Source organism: Butyrivibrio sp. MC2021 (assembly GCF_000621605.1).
Classification (GTDB): Bacteria; Bacillota; Clostridia; order Lachnospirales; family Lachnospiraceae; genus Butyrivibrio.
The window spans coordinates 316,258-330,998 of sequence record NZ_JHXX01000003.1 but is presented as its reverse complement, the minus strand read 5'-3'; the positions used below and the strand labels follow the sequence as shown (position 1 = coordinate 330,998).

Annotated in this window: 17 protein-coding genes; all 17 read left to right on the top strand. The window is 44.4% G+C overall.

Features of this window, described 5'->3' with window-relative positions; all coding sequences use genetic code 11:
* The first annotated feature begins 95 nt into the window (after window positions 1–95).
* Window positions 96–824: a flavodoxin family protein gene (locus T359_RS0109435; protein WP_026517261.1), complete on the top strand. Its 729-nt coding sequence runs from the start codon at window positions 96–98 to the stop codon at window positions 822–824.
* A gap of 92 nt (window positions 825–916) precedes the next feature.
* Complete coding sequence (locus T359_RS0109430; protein WP_026517260.1) at window positions 917–1,771, top strand: hypothetical protein; 855 nt, start codon at window positions 917–919, stop codon at window positions 1,769–1,771.
* A gap of 234 nt (window positions 1,772–2,005) precedes the next feature.
* Window positions 2,006–2,860 carry a hypothetical protein gene (locus tag T359_RS21545; protein WP_155840077.1) on the top strand — a complete coding sequence of 285 codons (855 nt, stop codon included), beginning with the start codon at window positions 2,006–2,008 and terminating at the stop codon, window positions 2,858–2,860.
* Window positions 2,861–2,998: 138 nt separating this feature from the next.
* A complete protein-coding gene (locus tag T359_RS0109420; protein ID WP_026517259.1) occupies window positions 2,999–3,226 on the top strand; it encodes a hypothetical protein in 228 nt (75 codons plus the stop codon).
* A gap of 113 nt (window positions 3,227–3,339) precedes the next feature.
* Complete coding sequence (locus T359_RS0109415; RefSeq protein WP_035784098.1) at window positions 3,340–3,708, top strand: hypothetical protein; 369 nt, start codon at window positions 3,340–3,342, stop codon at window positions 3,706–3,708.
* 350 nt (window positions 3,709–4,058) lie between these two features.
* Window positions 4,059–4,934: a LysR family transcriptional regulator gene (locus tag T359_RS0109410; protein WP_026517257.1), complete on the top strand. Its 876-nt coding sequence runs from the start codon at window positions 4,059–4,061 to the stop codon at window positions 4,932–4,934.
* 8 nt (window positions 4,935–4,942) lie between these two features.
* The gene (locus T359_RS0109405) at window positions 4,943–5,485 is read left to right on the top strand and encodes a TIGR00730 family Rossman fold protein (RefSeq protein ID WP_026517256.1); all 543 of its coding nucleotides are present in this window, start codon (window positions 4,943–4,945) and stop codon (window positions 5,483–5,485) included.
* Window positions 5,486–5,517: 32 nt separating this feature from the next.
* On the top strand, window positions 5,518–6,003 hold the full coding sequence (gene msrA, locus T359_RS0109400) for a peptide-methionine (S)-S-oxide reductase MsrA (protein WP_026517255.1): 486 nt from the start codon (window positions 5,518–5,520) through the stop codon (window positions 6,001–6,003).
* 35 nt (window positions 6,004–6,038) lie between these two features.
* Window positions 6,039–6,491, top strand: coding sequence for a thioredoxin-dependent thiol peroxidase (gene bcp / locus T359_RS0109395; RefSeq protein ID WP_026517254.1), 453 nt, complete (start codon window positions 6,039–6,041; stop codon window positions 6,489–6,491).
* Window positions 6,492–6,590: 99 nt separating this feature from the next.
* Window positions 6,591–7,613, top strand: a complete 1,023-nt coding sequence (locus T359_RS0109390; RefSeq protein ID WP_026517253.1) for a lysozyme inhibitor LprI family protein — start codon at window positions 6,591–6,593, stop codon at window positions 7,611–7,613.
* A 221-nt stretch (window positions 7,614–7,834) separates the two neighbouring features.
* Window positions 7,835–8,851, top strand: a complete 1,017-nt coding sequence (locus T359_RS0109385; RefSeq protein WP_026517252.1) for an HD domain-containing phosphohydrolase — start codon at window positions 7,835–7,837, stop codon at window positions 8,849–8,851.
* Window positions 8,852–9,119: 268 nt separating this feature from the next.
* A complete protein-coding gene (locus T359_RS0109380; RefSeq protein ID WP_026517251.1) occupies window positions 9,120–10,913 on the top strand; it encodes an extracellular solute-binding protein in 1,794 nt (597 codons plus the stop codon).
* A 104-nt stretch (window positions 10,914–11,017) separates the two neighbouring features.
* Window positions 11,018–11,956 carry an ABC transporter permease gene (locus tag T359_RS0109375; RefSeq protein WP_026517250.1) on the top strand — a complete coding sequence of 313 codons (939 nt, stop codon included), beginning with the start codon at window positions 11,018–11,020 and terminating at the stop codon, window positions 11,954–11,956.
* Window positions 11,957–11,967: 11 nt separating this feature from the next.
* Entirely contained in the window at window positions 11,968–12,858 is an 891-nt protein-coding gene (locus T359_RS0109370; RefSeq protein WP_026517249.1) for a carbohydrate ABC transporter permease, read from the top strand.
* A gap of 104 nt (window positions 12,859–12,962) precedes the next feature.
* Window positions 12,963–13,586, top strand: a complete 624-nt coding sequence (locus T359_RS0109365; RefSeq protein ID WP_026517248.1) for an esterase — start codon at window positions 12,963–12,965, stop codon at window positions 13,584–13,586.
* Between the two features lie 35 nt (window positions 13,587–13,621).
* On the top strand, window positions 13,622–14,257 hold the full coding sequence (locus T359_RS0109360; protein WP_026517247.1) for an MBL fold metallo-hydrolase: 636 nt from the start codon (window positions 13,622–13,624) through the stop codon (window positions 14,255–14,257).
* A 30-nt stretch (window positions 14,258–14,287) separates the two neighbouring features.
* On the top strand, window positions 14,288–14,740 hold the full coding sequence (locus tag T359_RS0109355) for a C-GCAxxG-C-C family protein (RefSeq protein ID WP_026517246.1): 453 nt from the start codon (window positions 14,288–14,290) through the stop codon (window positions 14,738–14,740).
* The last annotated feature ends 1 nt before the right edge of the window (window position 14,741 follow it).

The following is a 14,741-nucleotide window of genomic DNA, read 5'->3' as shown; positions in this document are numbered from 1 at the left end:
ACAATGGAAGCGCATGTTCGGCAGTTTAATAAACTGTACGCAAGAGATGAAAAAAACATGCAGAATAATAAGAGGAGATCGCCGAGGAGAACAAAATGAAGATCACAGTGATAAACGGAACCGAAAAACGCGGTGTTACATACAGAATGAAGGAAATATTTTTAGAGCAGTTCAGAGACGATTCAAAGATCACGGAATATTATCTTCCCAAGGATGGTCCGGGTTTCTGCATAGGATGTACTGCGTGCTTCAGGAATGATCAGAAGCGTTGTAAGGATGCCGAGAAGGTGCAGAAGATTGAGAAATCCTTGCTTGAAGCGGATCTGCTTGTTTTTACATCACCCGCGTATGTTTTCCATACAACCGGCGCAATGAAGGCTATGCTTGACCATTTCGGTTACAGGTGGATGCCTCACCGTCCGGCGAAGGAAATGTTCGGGAAGCGGGCGGTGATAATCACACAGTGCCTGGGGGCCGGTGGAAGATCCACAGCAAAAGATATTAAGGACAGCCTTTCCTGGTGGGGCATTTCGGACATCAAAGTAGTAAGCTTCAAGTTGATGTCCGAAATTGACTGGGATAAGATCGAGGACAAGAGAAAAGCATCCTTTCAAAAGAAGCTGAGCAGTGTCGCACGAAAAATGCATGCCATAAATTATGATAAACCGGCTCATACAAATGTTATGGTGAAAACAAAGTTCTACATGGTAAGAATGCTGCAGACAAGCCTTGGTAAAAAGAATCCTGAGTACACCGATTTTAAGTATTGGAATGAGAACGGCTGGATTGGCAAAGTAAGACCATGGAAACAGATTAAAGATTAAAAAACTCCGTAAATGTAGTAGTAAAAATGTGATTACTACTGATTACGGAGGGTAACGAATTATATTTCTACGGAGGATTCATTAAATAAGGAATGAACACGATTTTGGAATATGCTCAAAGGAATAAATCCTCTTTTGAGATGGGAGGAGTCTCATCCAATGAAATTCGTTTTTTTACATACGAGGGAAAAAGATATATTTTAAAGACTCCATTAATGACAAGAGATGATTTTTCACCGTTCTGGACAATGATGAGAAAGGTGTTTGGTTATTCGGTAAAGGAGCAGAATTCAAGTCTTCATAATATCTACAATACTTTGAAGGATAACCCTCACATAAAAGTGGCTCCGTTTGTAGCAGCCAATGAAGATGCAAGCGTTTTTGAGTTTGTTGAAGGAACAGCATGGGATAATGATTTTTTTCCAAAGGGAAAGAAAAACGCTTATACTCTGGGGCAGTTTATTGGATATAATCACAGGACAAAGTACGATTATTCCGGACTTTTGGGCGTTTCAAAAGGAGATTTATTTTTTGAGAATGCCAGAAGATATATTGAAGATTGTATTAGCGAGCATTGGAGTGGGGATGATGATGCAGATAAAAAGGTCAGGGGTTGTTACGAGCAGATAAAGGATAAAAAGCTTTCAAACAATGGAAATTCTCTAATTATGGTCGACATCTGCGCGGATCAGTTCTTGTTTTGCGATGAGAATATTGTAGCGTGTGTTGATTTAGATGCGTATGTGATTGGACCTGTAGAATGGGAGCTTAGCTTCCTTCATTACCAGGTTGAGGACTGGGATGATTTCAAGGCGGGATATGAGACATATTGTGAGATGCCGTCGTTTGAGGAAGTGAGTAAATTATTCTTTTTGCTTATGGCACTCAGTTCATACGATAACAAAGCAGCAATTGATGGCTACTGGGCTGCTCTATTAGAGGAATGATATAGAAATCGAAATCAAAGAAACTACTGAAGAACTGTTAGAATCCAAAGACAAAGGAGAACCTTCGTGATAAAACATGAAGACAGGAGTATAAAAAAGAAAAAGAGAAGAAAAGCATTACAGATCATATTGGGGCTGATCATGATCTGGGGAATGCTAAATCTTTGTATCACATTAATCTTTTCCGGTTTAATCCCTCATCGCTATGCATCTGCGCAGGAAGGTCGGGAAATCATGCTTTCGAATACAGAATACTATGACAACATGACGCAGAATGATTTTGACTTTCGTATGCGAAAAAGCGGCGCGACAAAGGAGGAATTCCTGGAAGCCTCCCGGGAGAGCGTCAGTGATTTTAACTTTATTGATAAATGGTATCTGAATAGTCGCCTTGCAAGAATGGCATTACATTTTAAACTTAAGGGGTACGACATCCCTGAAGTTGAAAAAATCGTATTTATAAAAGCCGATATGGAACTTGAATCTGGAGCAAGCGGATATACGCATGGGACACAGATTTATTTGAGTGATGATTTAGTTACTATATATGCTCTTATGAATATCATTCCCGGATTTAGTGAATATATGGACAAACTGTTATATCATGAGCTGTTTCACTGCCTTACAAGGAGTAATCCTCAGTTTAGGACCGATATGTATTCCCTCATTCATTTTACAGTCACGGATAAGGAGTATGAACTACCTCCGTGTGTGCTTGAGAGATATATCAGTAACCCTGATGTGGAGCACCACAACTCCTACGCAACATTTCTGATAGACGGAGAACCGATTGACTGTTATACGGCCTGCATCACAACAAAGAGTTATGCCGAGGCACAATCAGGCTTTATGTCCAACGATGCTACGGCTCTAGTTCCTGTTGACGGAACGGATATTTATTATACCAGCGAACAGGCATCAAACTTTGATGAGGTCTTTGGAACAAATACCGGTTATGTAACTGATCCGGAGGAATGTATGGCGGATAACTTTGCCTATGCGATGCTATACGGTATGAAGGGCAAAGACGGTAAAGGATATCCGAACCCGGAGATCATCCAGGGGATAATTGATTACCTGAAGCAATAATATGGACGAATTCCTAAAAATGAAAAAAACTGACATATGAGATACGATAAAGTAGAATACAATGTTGTTGGCAGAAGAATGCCCTGCGTGATCGCAGTGATACAGAAATGATCACGTGTATCGGAAAATGGTGAGATTATGAACAAGAAATATATACCATGGAAAATGATCTCTCGAAGTCGTTTCAGAGATCTGTATAAAGAATGGGACGAGGAGGACCGGGCTCTTTTGATAGATAAGATGAATGTCCTTCTCTTCGAGAACTCTCAATATACAGATTCCAAGAACTACGGGTTTTTGTGTAATCTTCTTACATCCCTTGCTATCGTTCAAGTGCTTGAAAGTAAGGGCATGCCGAGCATGTAGCAGTGGCTGATTCCAAGGTGAGACCTTATACCAAGATCAGAAGCTGCCTGGATTTTGCGGTTTAAAAACAAGGCGTTCTGATATGATGTACTTTGAAAGGAGTTGGGACTATAGTGAATACGAAATATCTAAAATGGCTTAATCTGATACCGCTTATTATGTTCTTCATTGTTGATAAGCTTAGAGGAACACTGATCAGCAGGTATTTACTGATAATAATTGTTGCACTTGGAGTTATGAACATGTTCCTTGAAAAAAGCATGAAAGAGTATCTTATTTCATCGCTGATGCTTGTAGTATCTACCGTAGTGGGAATGATTCTTTACACATATTATTACTACTATTTTGTCAGTGCTAATTCTGAAGCGCCGATTTTTGGTGCGGCTCTCATGATGGTTTATGGCTTTATAGCGTTTGCAGTTGCCGCGGTTGGAACTGTTGTGGTGGTTATAAAGGATAGGAAAAACAAGGGAGAAGTTTGATAATGAGATTTCTTGGTAATTTGATTTTTGTCCTAAGCTTTGGAAGAAAAGAATGACGGGATTTTCGATTACAGCGATGGAGAATAAGCCGGGAAGATTGGGGTCAGTGACCCCAATCTCTCTCTTTTTCAGTAGTTATGCTACGTTGTGCTCTATATCATAAATTTCTTCAAGTATTTTCTCAATCTTTTCAAAAAGTTTCTTCATTGTAAAAAACCTCCTTTTTAAATACGATTATCAGTCGTTTGCTCTTTTGATGATTTAATGATAACATCTTGTCTAGCTATTGTATAATACATATAATGACAGTAGAGATATACCTTTTAGGTATAAGAGAACAGGAGGGGCAAATGGAGCTTAGGCATATCAGATATTTCCTCACAGTGGCTGAAGAAGGCAGTTTTACCAGGGCTGCGGAAAAACTCTGCATAGCACAGCCGCCTCTTAGCCGCCAGATACGTGATCTTGAGGAGGAACTGGGCACCAAGCTTTTTGTGCGAAAATCCAGAGGCCTGGCCCTGACTGAATCCGGGGTGCGCTTTCAGCAATATGCACGCCGCATCAAGCAGTTGTCGGATCAGTCTGTCGAAGATATAAGCAAGATGCAGGATGGCCTTACAGGCAGGCTCTACCTTGCTACGGTTGAAGGACATGCTCCGGAGCTTTTTGCAAACTGGATCAGCGACTTCAAGAAAAAATATCCTCTTGTTGAATACGAAGTATGGAACGGGAATTCCGATGATGTTATAAAGAGAGTACACTCGGGACTGAATGAAGTAGGTGTCATAACCTTTCCTTTTGACGAGGAAGGTCTTGAGGGGCGCCTTATATATACTGAGCCCTGGGTTGCAATAATTCCCAAGGGACACCCCTTGGCAAAGGGAAAGAGCGACAGCATAGAGCTTAAAAAACTGGCCCCCTATGAGCTGATCATTCCTTCCCGAAGATCCAGGAGAAAAGAGATTGAGAACTGGTTTGCTCCTCTTGGCTGTGAACCTAAGATAATCTGCCGAATAGCGCATATGCTAAACGCCTATGAGCTAACGGCCAAAGGCGTGGGAATTGCCATATATCCTGCTTCAGCAGCTAAATATGTAGGAGAGGATGTTGTTATAAAAAAGATCGCAAAGCCCAATGTCACAGCCCGCTATGCTATCGTCAGAAGTGCAGAGCGGGATCTCTCAAAGGTGGCTGAGGAATTCTGGAACATGGTTAATACCAATTAGGAGGTAATATGAACATAGTAGTTTATTGCGGATCAAGCAAAGGTAATGACAGCAAATATATAGAATCTGCCAGGGCTTTGGGCAGGTGGATCGGAGAAAACGGAAACACCCTTGTTTTTGGCGGAGCCAGCCAGGGACTTATGGGAGCAGTCAGTGATGCGACACTGGAAGCCGGCGGAAAGGTTATAGGAGTTTTGCCGGATGTGCCGCAGATACAGGAAAGACGTCATCAGGGACTGACGGAATATATCGATACCCCCTCAATGGCCGAGAGAAAGGCCAAGATGATAGAACTTGCGGATGCCTTTGTGGCGCTGCCCGGGGGAATCGGCACTTTAGACGAGCTTACAGATGTGCTGTCTCTTTCAAGTCTTGATATAACCACCTGTCCCATTGTTTTGTTCGACACAGACGGATACTATCAGCCCTTCAGAGCAGTTATCAGGAAGATCATAGAAAGCGGCTTTGGAAGAAATGAGTACTTTACAAGAATGCTTTTTTCTGAAAATATGGAAGTGATATCACAGTTCATTACAAAAGGGCAAAAATAGCCCGGTTTGAATAGGAAGCGAGGAATTAAAGGATGAAAGAAGCTTATTTTGCAGGGGGATGTTTTTGGTGTGTTACGCCAATTTATAAAATGTATGGAGTGGATAAGGTGATCTGCGGATACGCCGGCGGTGACGAGGAAAACCCCACCTATGAGCAGGTCAAGCACCAGGAAACCGGGCACCGGGAGACCATAAAGCTCGTATATGATCCTCAGAAGGTAGCATATGAGAAGCTTCTTGATATCTATTTTGCCAACGTGGATCCCTATGATGCGGAAGGACAGTTTATTGATAAGGGATTCTCTTATACCCTGGCGATTTTCTATATGACAGAGGATGAGAAAAAATCAGCCCTTGAAAAGATTGCTGCACTGGAAGCGAAGTCAGGGAAGAAAGCTCAGGTGGCTGTTCTGCCCTATAAGAACTTTTATGAGGCGGAAGAGTATCATCAGGATTATTATCTCAAGAATCCAGAGGCTTTTGAGAAAGAGCTCATTGAGTCCGGAAGAAAAAAATAATATATAGCAAGAATCCAAAGCAGGAGGACAAAAATATGTTAGAAGTAGGAACCAAGGCACCGGCCTTTGAACTTCCGGATCAGAATGGCGTAATGCACTCCCTGGAAGAATACAAGGGAAAGAAAGTGATTCTGTATTTTTACCCCAAGGACAATACAGCAGGCTGCACCAAACAGGCCTGCGGCTTCTCTGAAAGATATCCTCATTTTCAGGAAAAAGGCGCAGTTGTCCTGGGCATAAGCAAGGATACCGTCGCTTCTCATAAAAAGTTTGAGGAAAAGTACGGCCTTGCATTCACTCTTTTGGCAGATCCTGAGCGCAAGGTAATAGAGGCCTATGATGTGTGGAAGGAGAAAAAGAACTATGGCAAGGTGACCATGGGGGTTGTCCGCACCACCTACCTCATCGACGAGCAGGGAATCATTGTGAGAGCCAACGACAAAGTTAAGGCAGCAGAGGATCCTGAGAATATGCTCAACCTGCTGTAATACAGACCTTTTTATCTATTAGCGCAGAATTTTTAAATATGTGATATACTTGTGCGGATAAATATTTTTTATGTAAAACATGTTTTGAGGAGAAAAGTTATGAAAAGAAAAATCTATTGCGCTTTAGCTATCACAGCTGCGTTCCTTACACTGGCAGGATGTGACAAGGGCGATGCAGAACAGGGATGGAGCTCTGAGTTTGAGCCTGTGACTGAGACAGCAGGTTCTCAGAATGAGCAGCAGACAACTACTGAGCAGGAAAAGACAGAGCAGACCGCGGCAGATCAGACAACAGGCGATCAGACCACAGAAGCTACCCAGGAGGCACCCGCTGACAACGGTGCTGTGAGCATCTGTGATGAGACAACACCTTTTGATTACGCCAGTGACTATACTGAGGAAATCAAGGTAGCTGTTGAGAGAGCAGTGGCAGGTGCTACTTCCTTTGAGGATGAGTTTGCCAAGATGCAGGAGATTCACGAGCATATCACTTCCAGAAGAAGCGATGATGAGAACCAGGCAGAGATGAATGTGGTTTCCTTCTACTACTATCAGATTTGGGATGCCGAGCTCAACAATCTCTGGGACAGATTTACCCAGACTGTTGATGATGCCACCAAGGAAAGAGTTCTGGCAGATCAGAGGGCCTGGAACGTCATGAAGGAGGATGCAGCTCTGGAGGCCCTTGGACCTCAGGAGGAAGGCGGCAGCATTTATCCTCTTCTTTACAACAGCTTCATGGAGGACAGCACCAAGGTAAGATGCTATTTCCTGGCAAAAGAGATGGCGGCTGCCAAGGGCGACTCATTCACAATGCCCAAGAAGTCTGTTTTAGGTTCTTACGTAGATAACCAGGGCACTGACAGCATATACAGCTGCCTGTCAGTAACTGAAAGCTGGGAATCCGGATATATTGCAAAGGCAACACTTCACGGAATCGGCGAGCTTGAAGGCACCGTTGAGGAAGCCGGCGACGGCGTACTTTCCTTTGCTTCCGATGATGACTCCGTAAAGGGAACCATCACCTACGGATGGGACGGCGCAGTTCTTGAGATCACCGAGGTGAACGGAGATTCTGTAGTAAGCCTTGGGGATAAGTTTGAGTTCCCAATGGTGTTCTGATAAAAGAAAAATAAATTTTATAAAATAGTGATTAAAAATGTACGATAGCAGGGAAAATTTTCGTGTTTTCCCTGCTATTTTTTTACATTTAAACGTATAATTATTTTGTGAAAATTTGTTACATTAAGGAGGCTGAGCAGTGGAACTCAGGGAAATCACAACAAACTTATGGGTCAGGATATCAGATAAAAAAGAGAAACTATCTTTTTACGGAGGATATTATGAGCTCTCAGATTTTAATTGTTGACGACGATCCCTTAATTCTTAAGGGGGCCTGGAATATTTTGACAGAGGCCGGAATGAAGGCTGCGGTGCTGAAATCCGGACTTATGATACAGGACTATATCCGCGACAACGGTGCTCCGGACCTGATTCTTCTGGACATCAGCATGCCGGATATGGACGGCTTCGAGGTTTTGAAAGAGCTTAGAAAGACCGAGGAAAAGGGCAAGGAGATTCCCATCATTTTCCTGACAGCCAACGAGGACGAGGACACGGAGTCAAAGGGTCTGTCCCTGGGGGCCATGGACTACATCAGAAAGCCCTTTATCCCAAGTATTCTGGTGCTCAGGGTCCGCCACGTCATAGAGCTGGTAACCCTCCAGAGAGAGCTTGGCAGCGAAGTGGAGAGAAAGACCAGAGAGATCGAGCAGCTGTATCTGAATGTGGTAAGCTCCCTGGCGGATGCCATTGATGCCAAGGATGCCTATACCAACGGCCACTCCGCCAGAGTTGCGGAGTACTCCAGGGAGATAGCAAAGCGCTATGGCTTTGATGAGGAGCAGCAGGACATGATCTATATGATGGGACTTCTCCATGATGTGGGCAAGATCGGCGTTCCCGACGAGATCATCAACAAGCCCTCCAGGCTTACGGATGAGGAGTTTGCCATTATCAAGTCCCACCCTGTCATCGGAGGCCGCATCCTCAGCAACATAAAAGGAATGCCCATGCTGGTGAACGGCGCCAGATGGCATCATGAGAGATATGACGGCAGGGGTTATCCCGACGGCAAGGCCGGAGAGGACATCCCTCTTGAGGCCAGGATGATAGCCGTGGCGGATGCCTATGATGCCATGAGCAGCAACAGAAGCTACAGAGGAGCCCTTCCCCAGGAAAAGATCCGTGAAGAGATAGAAAAGGGCAAAGGAACCCAGTTCGATCCTCAGTTTGCGGACATCATGCTTGCCATGATAGATGAAGATACAGATTACAATATGCGTGACAAGCACGAATGAAGAAAATTAAGGGCTTGTATTTCGCCAAAATGATATAGCAAATTTACAAGAGATTCTGCGTTTTGAATGAAAGACGCAGAATCTTTTTGTGTATAATTCACAATAATTTAGAACAAATCATAAACTTTCTGTTAAAGAAGTAAAAAATGTGCTTGCTCAGGTAAAAGAATTACATTCTTTATGTGAAAACTTATACATATAATAATTCCCAGAAAGAGTAACTTATATACATTTTTGTGTGGATCACAAAAGGGAGAAAGGGGTAATTATGAGAAACAAAGCAATGAAAAAAGTTGTTTCACTTGCAATGAGCTCAGTGCTTATGGCAGCAACACTTGCAGGCTGCGGCGAAGCAACTGACGCAGGAACAACAGCACCTGCAACAACATCTGACGCTCAGCAGACAACAACTACAACAGAGACAGCAACTAATGATGGCGGGGACACAACAGTTGCACCGGAGAACATCGTAGACTTCACATTCTTTGCAGGAATGCCCGGAACAGAGATCAACAGCGGCAACAACGAGATCCAGGACATTATTGCATCTAAGACCGGTGTTCGTCTTAAAGAGACATGGCTTACAGGCCAGACTGTAGCAGAGGCAATCGGAAGCATCATCGCATCAGGCACATATCCTGATCTTATCGATGGTGGTGACGGATGTACAGATCTTTACAACGAAGGCGTACTTATCGCATGGGATGACTATCTTGCAAGCGGCAAGTATCCTAACCTTACAAACTACTACACACCTGCAGAGTGGGATCAGTTCAGACAGGACGACGGACACATCTACTGGTGTAACGTATTCCAGAACACCAAGGGTGCTCCTACAGGAACAGCACACAACGACGAGGCATTCTGGATCCAGGCTCGTGTTCTTGAGTGGGACAACTATCCAAAGATTGAGACTCTTGATGAGTACTTCGACCTCCTTGAGAGATATGCAGCAGCTAATCCTAAGACACAGGACGCTAACGGCAATGAGATGGATATCATTCCTTACACCTGCCTTTGCGATGACTGGCGTTACTTCTGTATCGAGAACGCTCCTCAGTTCCTTGACGGATATCCAAATGACGGTTCTGTAATCGTTGATTTCGAGGGCAAGGATCCTACAATCGTTGACTACAACACAACTCCTACAGCTAAGAGATATTTCCAGAAGCTCAACGAGGAGTATCAGAAGGGTATCGTAGACAAGGATTTCGGTACTCAGAAGTATGATGATTATATCCAGAAGCTTTCAAACGGTAACGTACTCGGCATGTGCGATCAGTACTGGGATTTCCAGCAGATCAACGACGCACTTCTCAACGCAGGTCTTGATAAGCTCGGATGCAACTATGTTCCTCTCGGACTTACAATTGACAAGGGTATGGACAACCGTTGGCACACATACGGCGATACACTTAACATCGCTTCCGGTATCGCAGTAACAACAAGCTGCTCAGATCCAGACCTTGCATTCTCATTCCTTGACAAGATGCTTGACCAGGATATCATGAACCTTCGTTTCTGGGGTGTAGAGGGTGTTGACTACCTCGTTGATGAGAACGGCCTCTTCTACAGAACAGATGAGATCAGAGCTCAGGTTGCTGATCCTAAGTACAAAGCAGATCACATGTGCACATACAGCTACCTTCCTCAGTACGGCGGAACAAGCGATGACGGAATCAACGCTAACCTTCCTGAAGAGCAGCCTTCAGAGTTCCTTAACAAGCTTGCTGAGCCTCTTAAGAAGTGCTTCGATGCATACGGCGCTAAGAACTATCCTGACCTCATCGGTTCAGTTCAGGAAGATGTAAACGCAACACATCCTTGGTTCCCTATGTGGTCATATTCAAACAACCTCGACACATCAACACCCGGCGGTGTAGCTTGGACAAAGATGGGCGAGTGCAAGCACGAGTGGCTTCCTAAGGTTGTTATGGCTTCTGACTTCGAAGCTGAGTGGGCAAACTACATGAAGGCTTATGAAGGATGCCAGCCTCAGGACTTCCTTGGACAGATGCAGGAAGAGCTTGACAAGAGAGTTGCAGCTGCTAACCAGGGCTGATTAAACTCATAATCAAAAGTTAGTCTTATATGGCAGCCATATGCCGAAATATCCAGTGTATGGCTGCCTTTTTTACAGCTTATAAAAGGAAAGGAACCATTAGCATGAGCAAAACCGTAGCCAATAAAAAGAAAACGGTCATCACCAAAAAAGAGCTCGTAAAGCAGAAGGTTCTTATAGCGTGGTCTGCATTATTCGTTATTTACGGCTTCATTTTCTGCTATCTGCCCCTTGCAGGTTGGCTGATGGCTTTTGAGAACTATAAGAACAAAACCGGTCTCTTCCACTCCCAGTGGGTTGGCCTTGATAAATTTAAATTCCTGTTTTCTGACGCAACCTTCTTAAGGGTTATCAGAAACACTTTTTGTATGGGAACTTTGAATCTCATATTCACAACTCTTACAGCTATCATTTTCGCTATCCTGTTAAACGAGTTCAGACTGATCATAGGTAAAAAGGTAGTCCAGACTATTTCCTACCTGCCTCACTTCCTTTCCTGGATCATCGTTACAGGTATCCTCAGCGATGCACTTTCATCTACAGGTATTGTTAACGAAATTCTCAGAAACTTTGGTTTTGTTAAGGATTCCGTTCCGTTTTTCTCTATACCCGGGTTATTCTGGCCTATCGTAACCTTTGCCCATGTATGGAAAGAGACAGGATGGAACGCCATCATATATCTTTCAGCTATTACAGCTATAGACCCCTGTCTTTATGAGGCTGCTTCAATCGACGGCGCCGGAAGATGGGGCAAGATCAAGAATGTTACACTGCCGGGCATCAGACCTACCATCATCATTCTTCTTATCATGAATATGGGTAATCTGTTGAACGCAGGATTTGAAGTACAGTATCTCTTAGGAAACGGCCTTGTAAAGAGCGTTTCAGACACTATCGACATCTACGTACTGACCTGGGGTATCAGTCAGAACGACTACTCCCTTGGTACAGCTGCAGGTATCTTTAAGAGCGTGGTATCAATCGTGATCATCGTTATCGCCAACCAGCTCGCTAAGAGAACCGGTGAAGAAAGGTTATTCTAAGGAGGTGCTGCATGGTAAAAAGTAAATTTAAATTAGGGGATTTTATCTTTTATCTTTTCCTCTGGCTGTTCATGATAATTTTCTGTGTTGTAACTATTTACCCTGTACTCAACACTCTGGCTATCTCCTTTAACGACGGTGTAGATGCCATGAGAGGCGGAGTACACTTATGGCCCAGAATGTTCACAACCCAGAACTATACCACAGTACTTGCTTTGAGAAATATCGGACGTGGCGCTGTCATTTCCGTTTTGAGAACTCTTATCGGTACAATCCTTGCAGTTGCAGCCAATGCGCTGCTGGCCTTTATCGTAAGCCAGAAAAACTTCATCTTCAGATCACAGCTTTCACTTTTCTGGGTTATAACCATGTATGTTAACGGCGGTATGATCCCTATCATGCTCCTGTACAGAAACCTCCATCTCACCAATTCCTTCTGGGTATATGTTATTCCCGGAATGATCAGCGGTTTCAACATGCTGGTTATGAGAACCTATATGGAAGGTCTTCCCGAGTCCCTTCAGGAAGCTGCTCAGATCGACGGCGCAGGCTACATGAAGATATTTGTATCCGTTGTTTCACCTCTTTGTAAGCCTATCTACGCTACAATCGCTCTTTTCGTAGCGGTAGGACAGTGGAACTCATGGTTTGATACAATGCTCTACAACCGTATGGCAGATCAGTACACAACACTTCAGTACGAGCTGATGAAGATGCTCTCAGCGGTTACCAGTCTTAAGGGTAACGCCGGTGCTGCCACCACAGGAACCCAGGTAAATATCACTCCTGTTTCTGTAAGAGCCGCAGCTACCATCATCACTATGGCTCCTATCGTAATGCTTTATCCTTTCCTGCAGAGATACTTTGTAGCAGGTCTTACCATCGGTGGTGTTAAGGAGTAATAGATATTTTTAAATCTAACGATTTCATAAAGTCAGCACATAGTCCTTGGATTATGTGCTGCTTTTTCGTATTATAGTAGAGGAGAATTCTTTGGGGGGCTATAATGGATATATATGAATTCGGAAACAAGGAGGCGGGAATCGTTCTTCTTCAGGCCGTGGACAGACACAGTCTTGGCATGCTTGAAAAAGAAACTGCCGAAATAAGAAAAGCATCGAATAAAGACTTTATGCTGGCTGCATTTACAGTCAGTGACTGGAATAAAGATCTCTCACCCTGGAAGGCACCTGCAGTCTTCGGCAATGAGGACTTCGGCGATGGGGCCGGGGACACCCTGGAAGAAATGTTAAAATATTGCACGGATAATGCGAAGACCTATTACATCGGCGGCTATTCGCTGGCAGGTCTTTTTTCTCTGTGGGCTGTTTATCAGACCGATGTTTTTGCAGGAGTGGCAGCGGTATCACCCTCCATGTGGTTTCCGGGATTTGATGTATATATGAGAGAAAATGAGATAAAGTGCAGCAAAGTTTATCTCAGTCTTGGAAACAAGGAAGAAAAGGTCAGAAATCCGGTTATGGCAACAGTAGGGGACAGAATACGTTCGGCGGATGCCTTCCTTAGGGAAAAGGGAGTGAGTTCTGTTCTGGAATGGAACGAAGGCAATCACTTCAGGGATCCGGATCTTAGGACTGCCCGGGGATTTTCCCGGTTATTGGAAATATAAGAAAAGTAAGGTGAAAAGAATCAAAGGAGAAACTGATGATTGACAAGATTGAAGTTTTTACCCAAAACAGTATCAGGATCAGGACGGATGTCACCATCTATGTGGATCCCTTCAAGATGGAAGAGGAGCCCCATGACGCGGATTATGTTCTGATAACTCATCAGCATTATGACCATTTTTCTCCGGCGGATATCAGAAAGGTCATTAATGAAAATACGATTCTTGTCTCCCCGGAGAGCATGATCGATGACGCACTGGAACTGGAGCGTGAGGTAAAAGAGGTTGTGGGAGTTAAGCCCGGAGTATACAGAGAGATAAACGGTCTCGAATTTGAGACGGTCCCAGCCTACAACACCATCAAGCCTTTTCATCCCAAGCGTGCGGAGTGGGTGGGATATATCCTGAGGCTGGACGGCAAGCGCATCTATATTGCCGGAGATACGGGACTTACCAAGGACGCCAGACAGGTTAAGTGTGACATAGCTCTTTTGCCTGTGGGGGGAACCTATACCATGGATGCCAAAAAGGCAGCGGAGCTTGCCAATATCATCAGACCGGAGTACGCTATTCCTGTCCACTACGGATGCATTGTCGGAAAGCCCGGAGACGGCAAGACCTTTGCCAAGCTGGTGAAGAGCCCCGTGAAGGTGGTTGAGAAGATTGTATTTTAAGAAGATTATTATTGAATCAGAGGTGAAGATATGACCCGCAGAGAAATGGCCATGAACAATTTTATGAAGGGATATAACTGCTCCCAATCTATAGTACTGGCCTTTGCGGATATGCTTCCTATAGATGAAAAGACCCTGTCAAAGATGTCCTCTTCCTTCGGAGGGGGCATGGGAAGGCTTCGTGAAGTCTGCGGCTCCGTGACAGGAATTTTTATGGTGGCGGGATTTCTCTATGGCTACGAGGGCCCGGAGACCGGACAGGTGAAGGCTGATCACTACGCCAGGATCCAGGAGCTGGCCCGCAGATTTGAGGAAAAGCACGGCACCATAGTCTGTCGCGAGATGCTGGGACTTAGCGTCAAGCACGACGTTCCCGTGCCGGAAGCCAGGACCAATGAGTATTACAAAAAGCGTCCCTGCCCGGAGATCATCGGAGATGCCGCAGAGATCCTGGAGCAGTACGTAAAAGAGAACCCGGTATGAC

What these genes read in the sequence shown, in the direction of transcription:
- T359_RS0109435 (WP_026517261.1), top strand. Translation starts at nt 96, where the DNA reads ATGAAGATCACAGTGATAAACGGAACCGAAAAACGCGGTGTTACATAC.
- T359_RS0109430 (WP_026517260.1), top strand. Translation starts at nt 917, where the DNA reads ATGAACACGATTTTGGAATATGCTCAAAGGAATAAATCCTCTTTTGAG.
- T359_RS21545 (WP_155840077.1), top strand. Translation starts at nt 2,006, where the DNA reads ATGCTTTCGAATACAGAATACTATGACAACATGACGCAGAATGATTTT.
- T359_RS0109420 (WP_026517259.1), top strand. Translation starts at nt 2,999, where the DNA reads ATGAACAAGAAATATATACCATGGAAAATGATCTCTCGAAGTCGTTTC.
- T359_RS0109410 (WP_026517257.1), top strand. Translation starts at nt 4,059, where the DNA reads ATGGAGCTTAGGCATATCAGATATTTCCTCACAGTGGCTGAAGAAGGC.
- T359_RS0109405 (WP_026517256.1), top strand. Translation starts at nt 4,943, where the DNA reads ATGAACATAGTAGTTTATTGCGGATCAAGCAAAGGTAATGACAGCAAA.
- msrA (WP_026517255.1), top strand. Translation starts at nt 5,518, where the DNA reads ATGAAAGAAGCTTATTTTGCAGGGGGATGTTTTTGGTGTGTTACGCCA.
- bcp (WP_026517254.1), top strand. Translation starts at nt 6,039, where the DNA reads ATGTTAGAAGTAGGAACCAAGGCACCGGCCTTTGAACTTCCGGATCAG.
- T359_RS0109390 (WP_026517253.1), top strand. Translation starts at nt 6,591, where the DNA reads ATGAAAAGAAAAATCTATTGCGCTTTAGCTATCACAGCTGCGTTCCTT.
- T359_RS0109385 (WP_026517252.1), top strand. Translation starts at nt 7,835, where the DNA reads ATGAGCTCTCAGATTTTAATTGTTGACGACGATCCCTTAATTCTTAAG.
- T359_RS0109380 (WP_026517251.1), top strand. Translation starts at nt 9,120, where the DNA reads ATGAGAAACAAAGCAATGAAAAAAGTTGTTTCACTTGCAATGAGCTCA.
- T359_RS0109375 (WP_026517250.1), top strand. Translation starts at nt 11,018, where the DNA reads ATGAGCAAAACCGTAGCCAATAAAAAGAAAACGGTCATCACCAAAAAA.
- T359_RS0109370 (WP_026517249.1), top strand. Translation starts at nt 11,968, where the DNA reads ATGGTAAAAAGTAAATTTAAATTAGGGGATTTTATCTTTTATCTTTTC.
- T359_RS0109365 (WP_026517248.1), top strand. Translation starts at nt 12,963, where the DNA reads ATGGATATATATGAATTCGGAAACAAGGAGGCGGGAATCGTTCTTCTT.
- T359_RS0109360 (WP_026517247.1), top strand. Translation starts at nt 13,622, where the DNA reads ATGATTGACAAGATTGAAGTTTTTACCCAAAACAGTATCAGGATCAGG.
- T359_RS0109355 (WP_026517246.1), top strand. Translation starts at nt 14,288, where the DNA reads ATGACCCGCAGAGAAATGGCCATGAACAATTTTATGAAGGGATATAAC.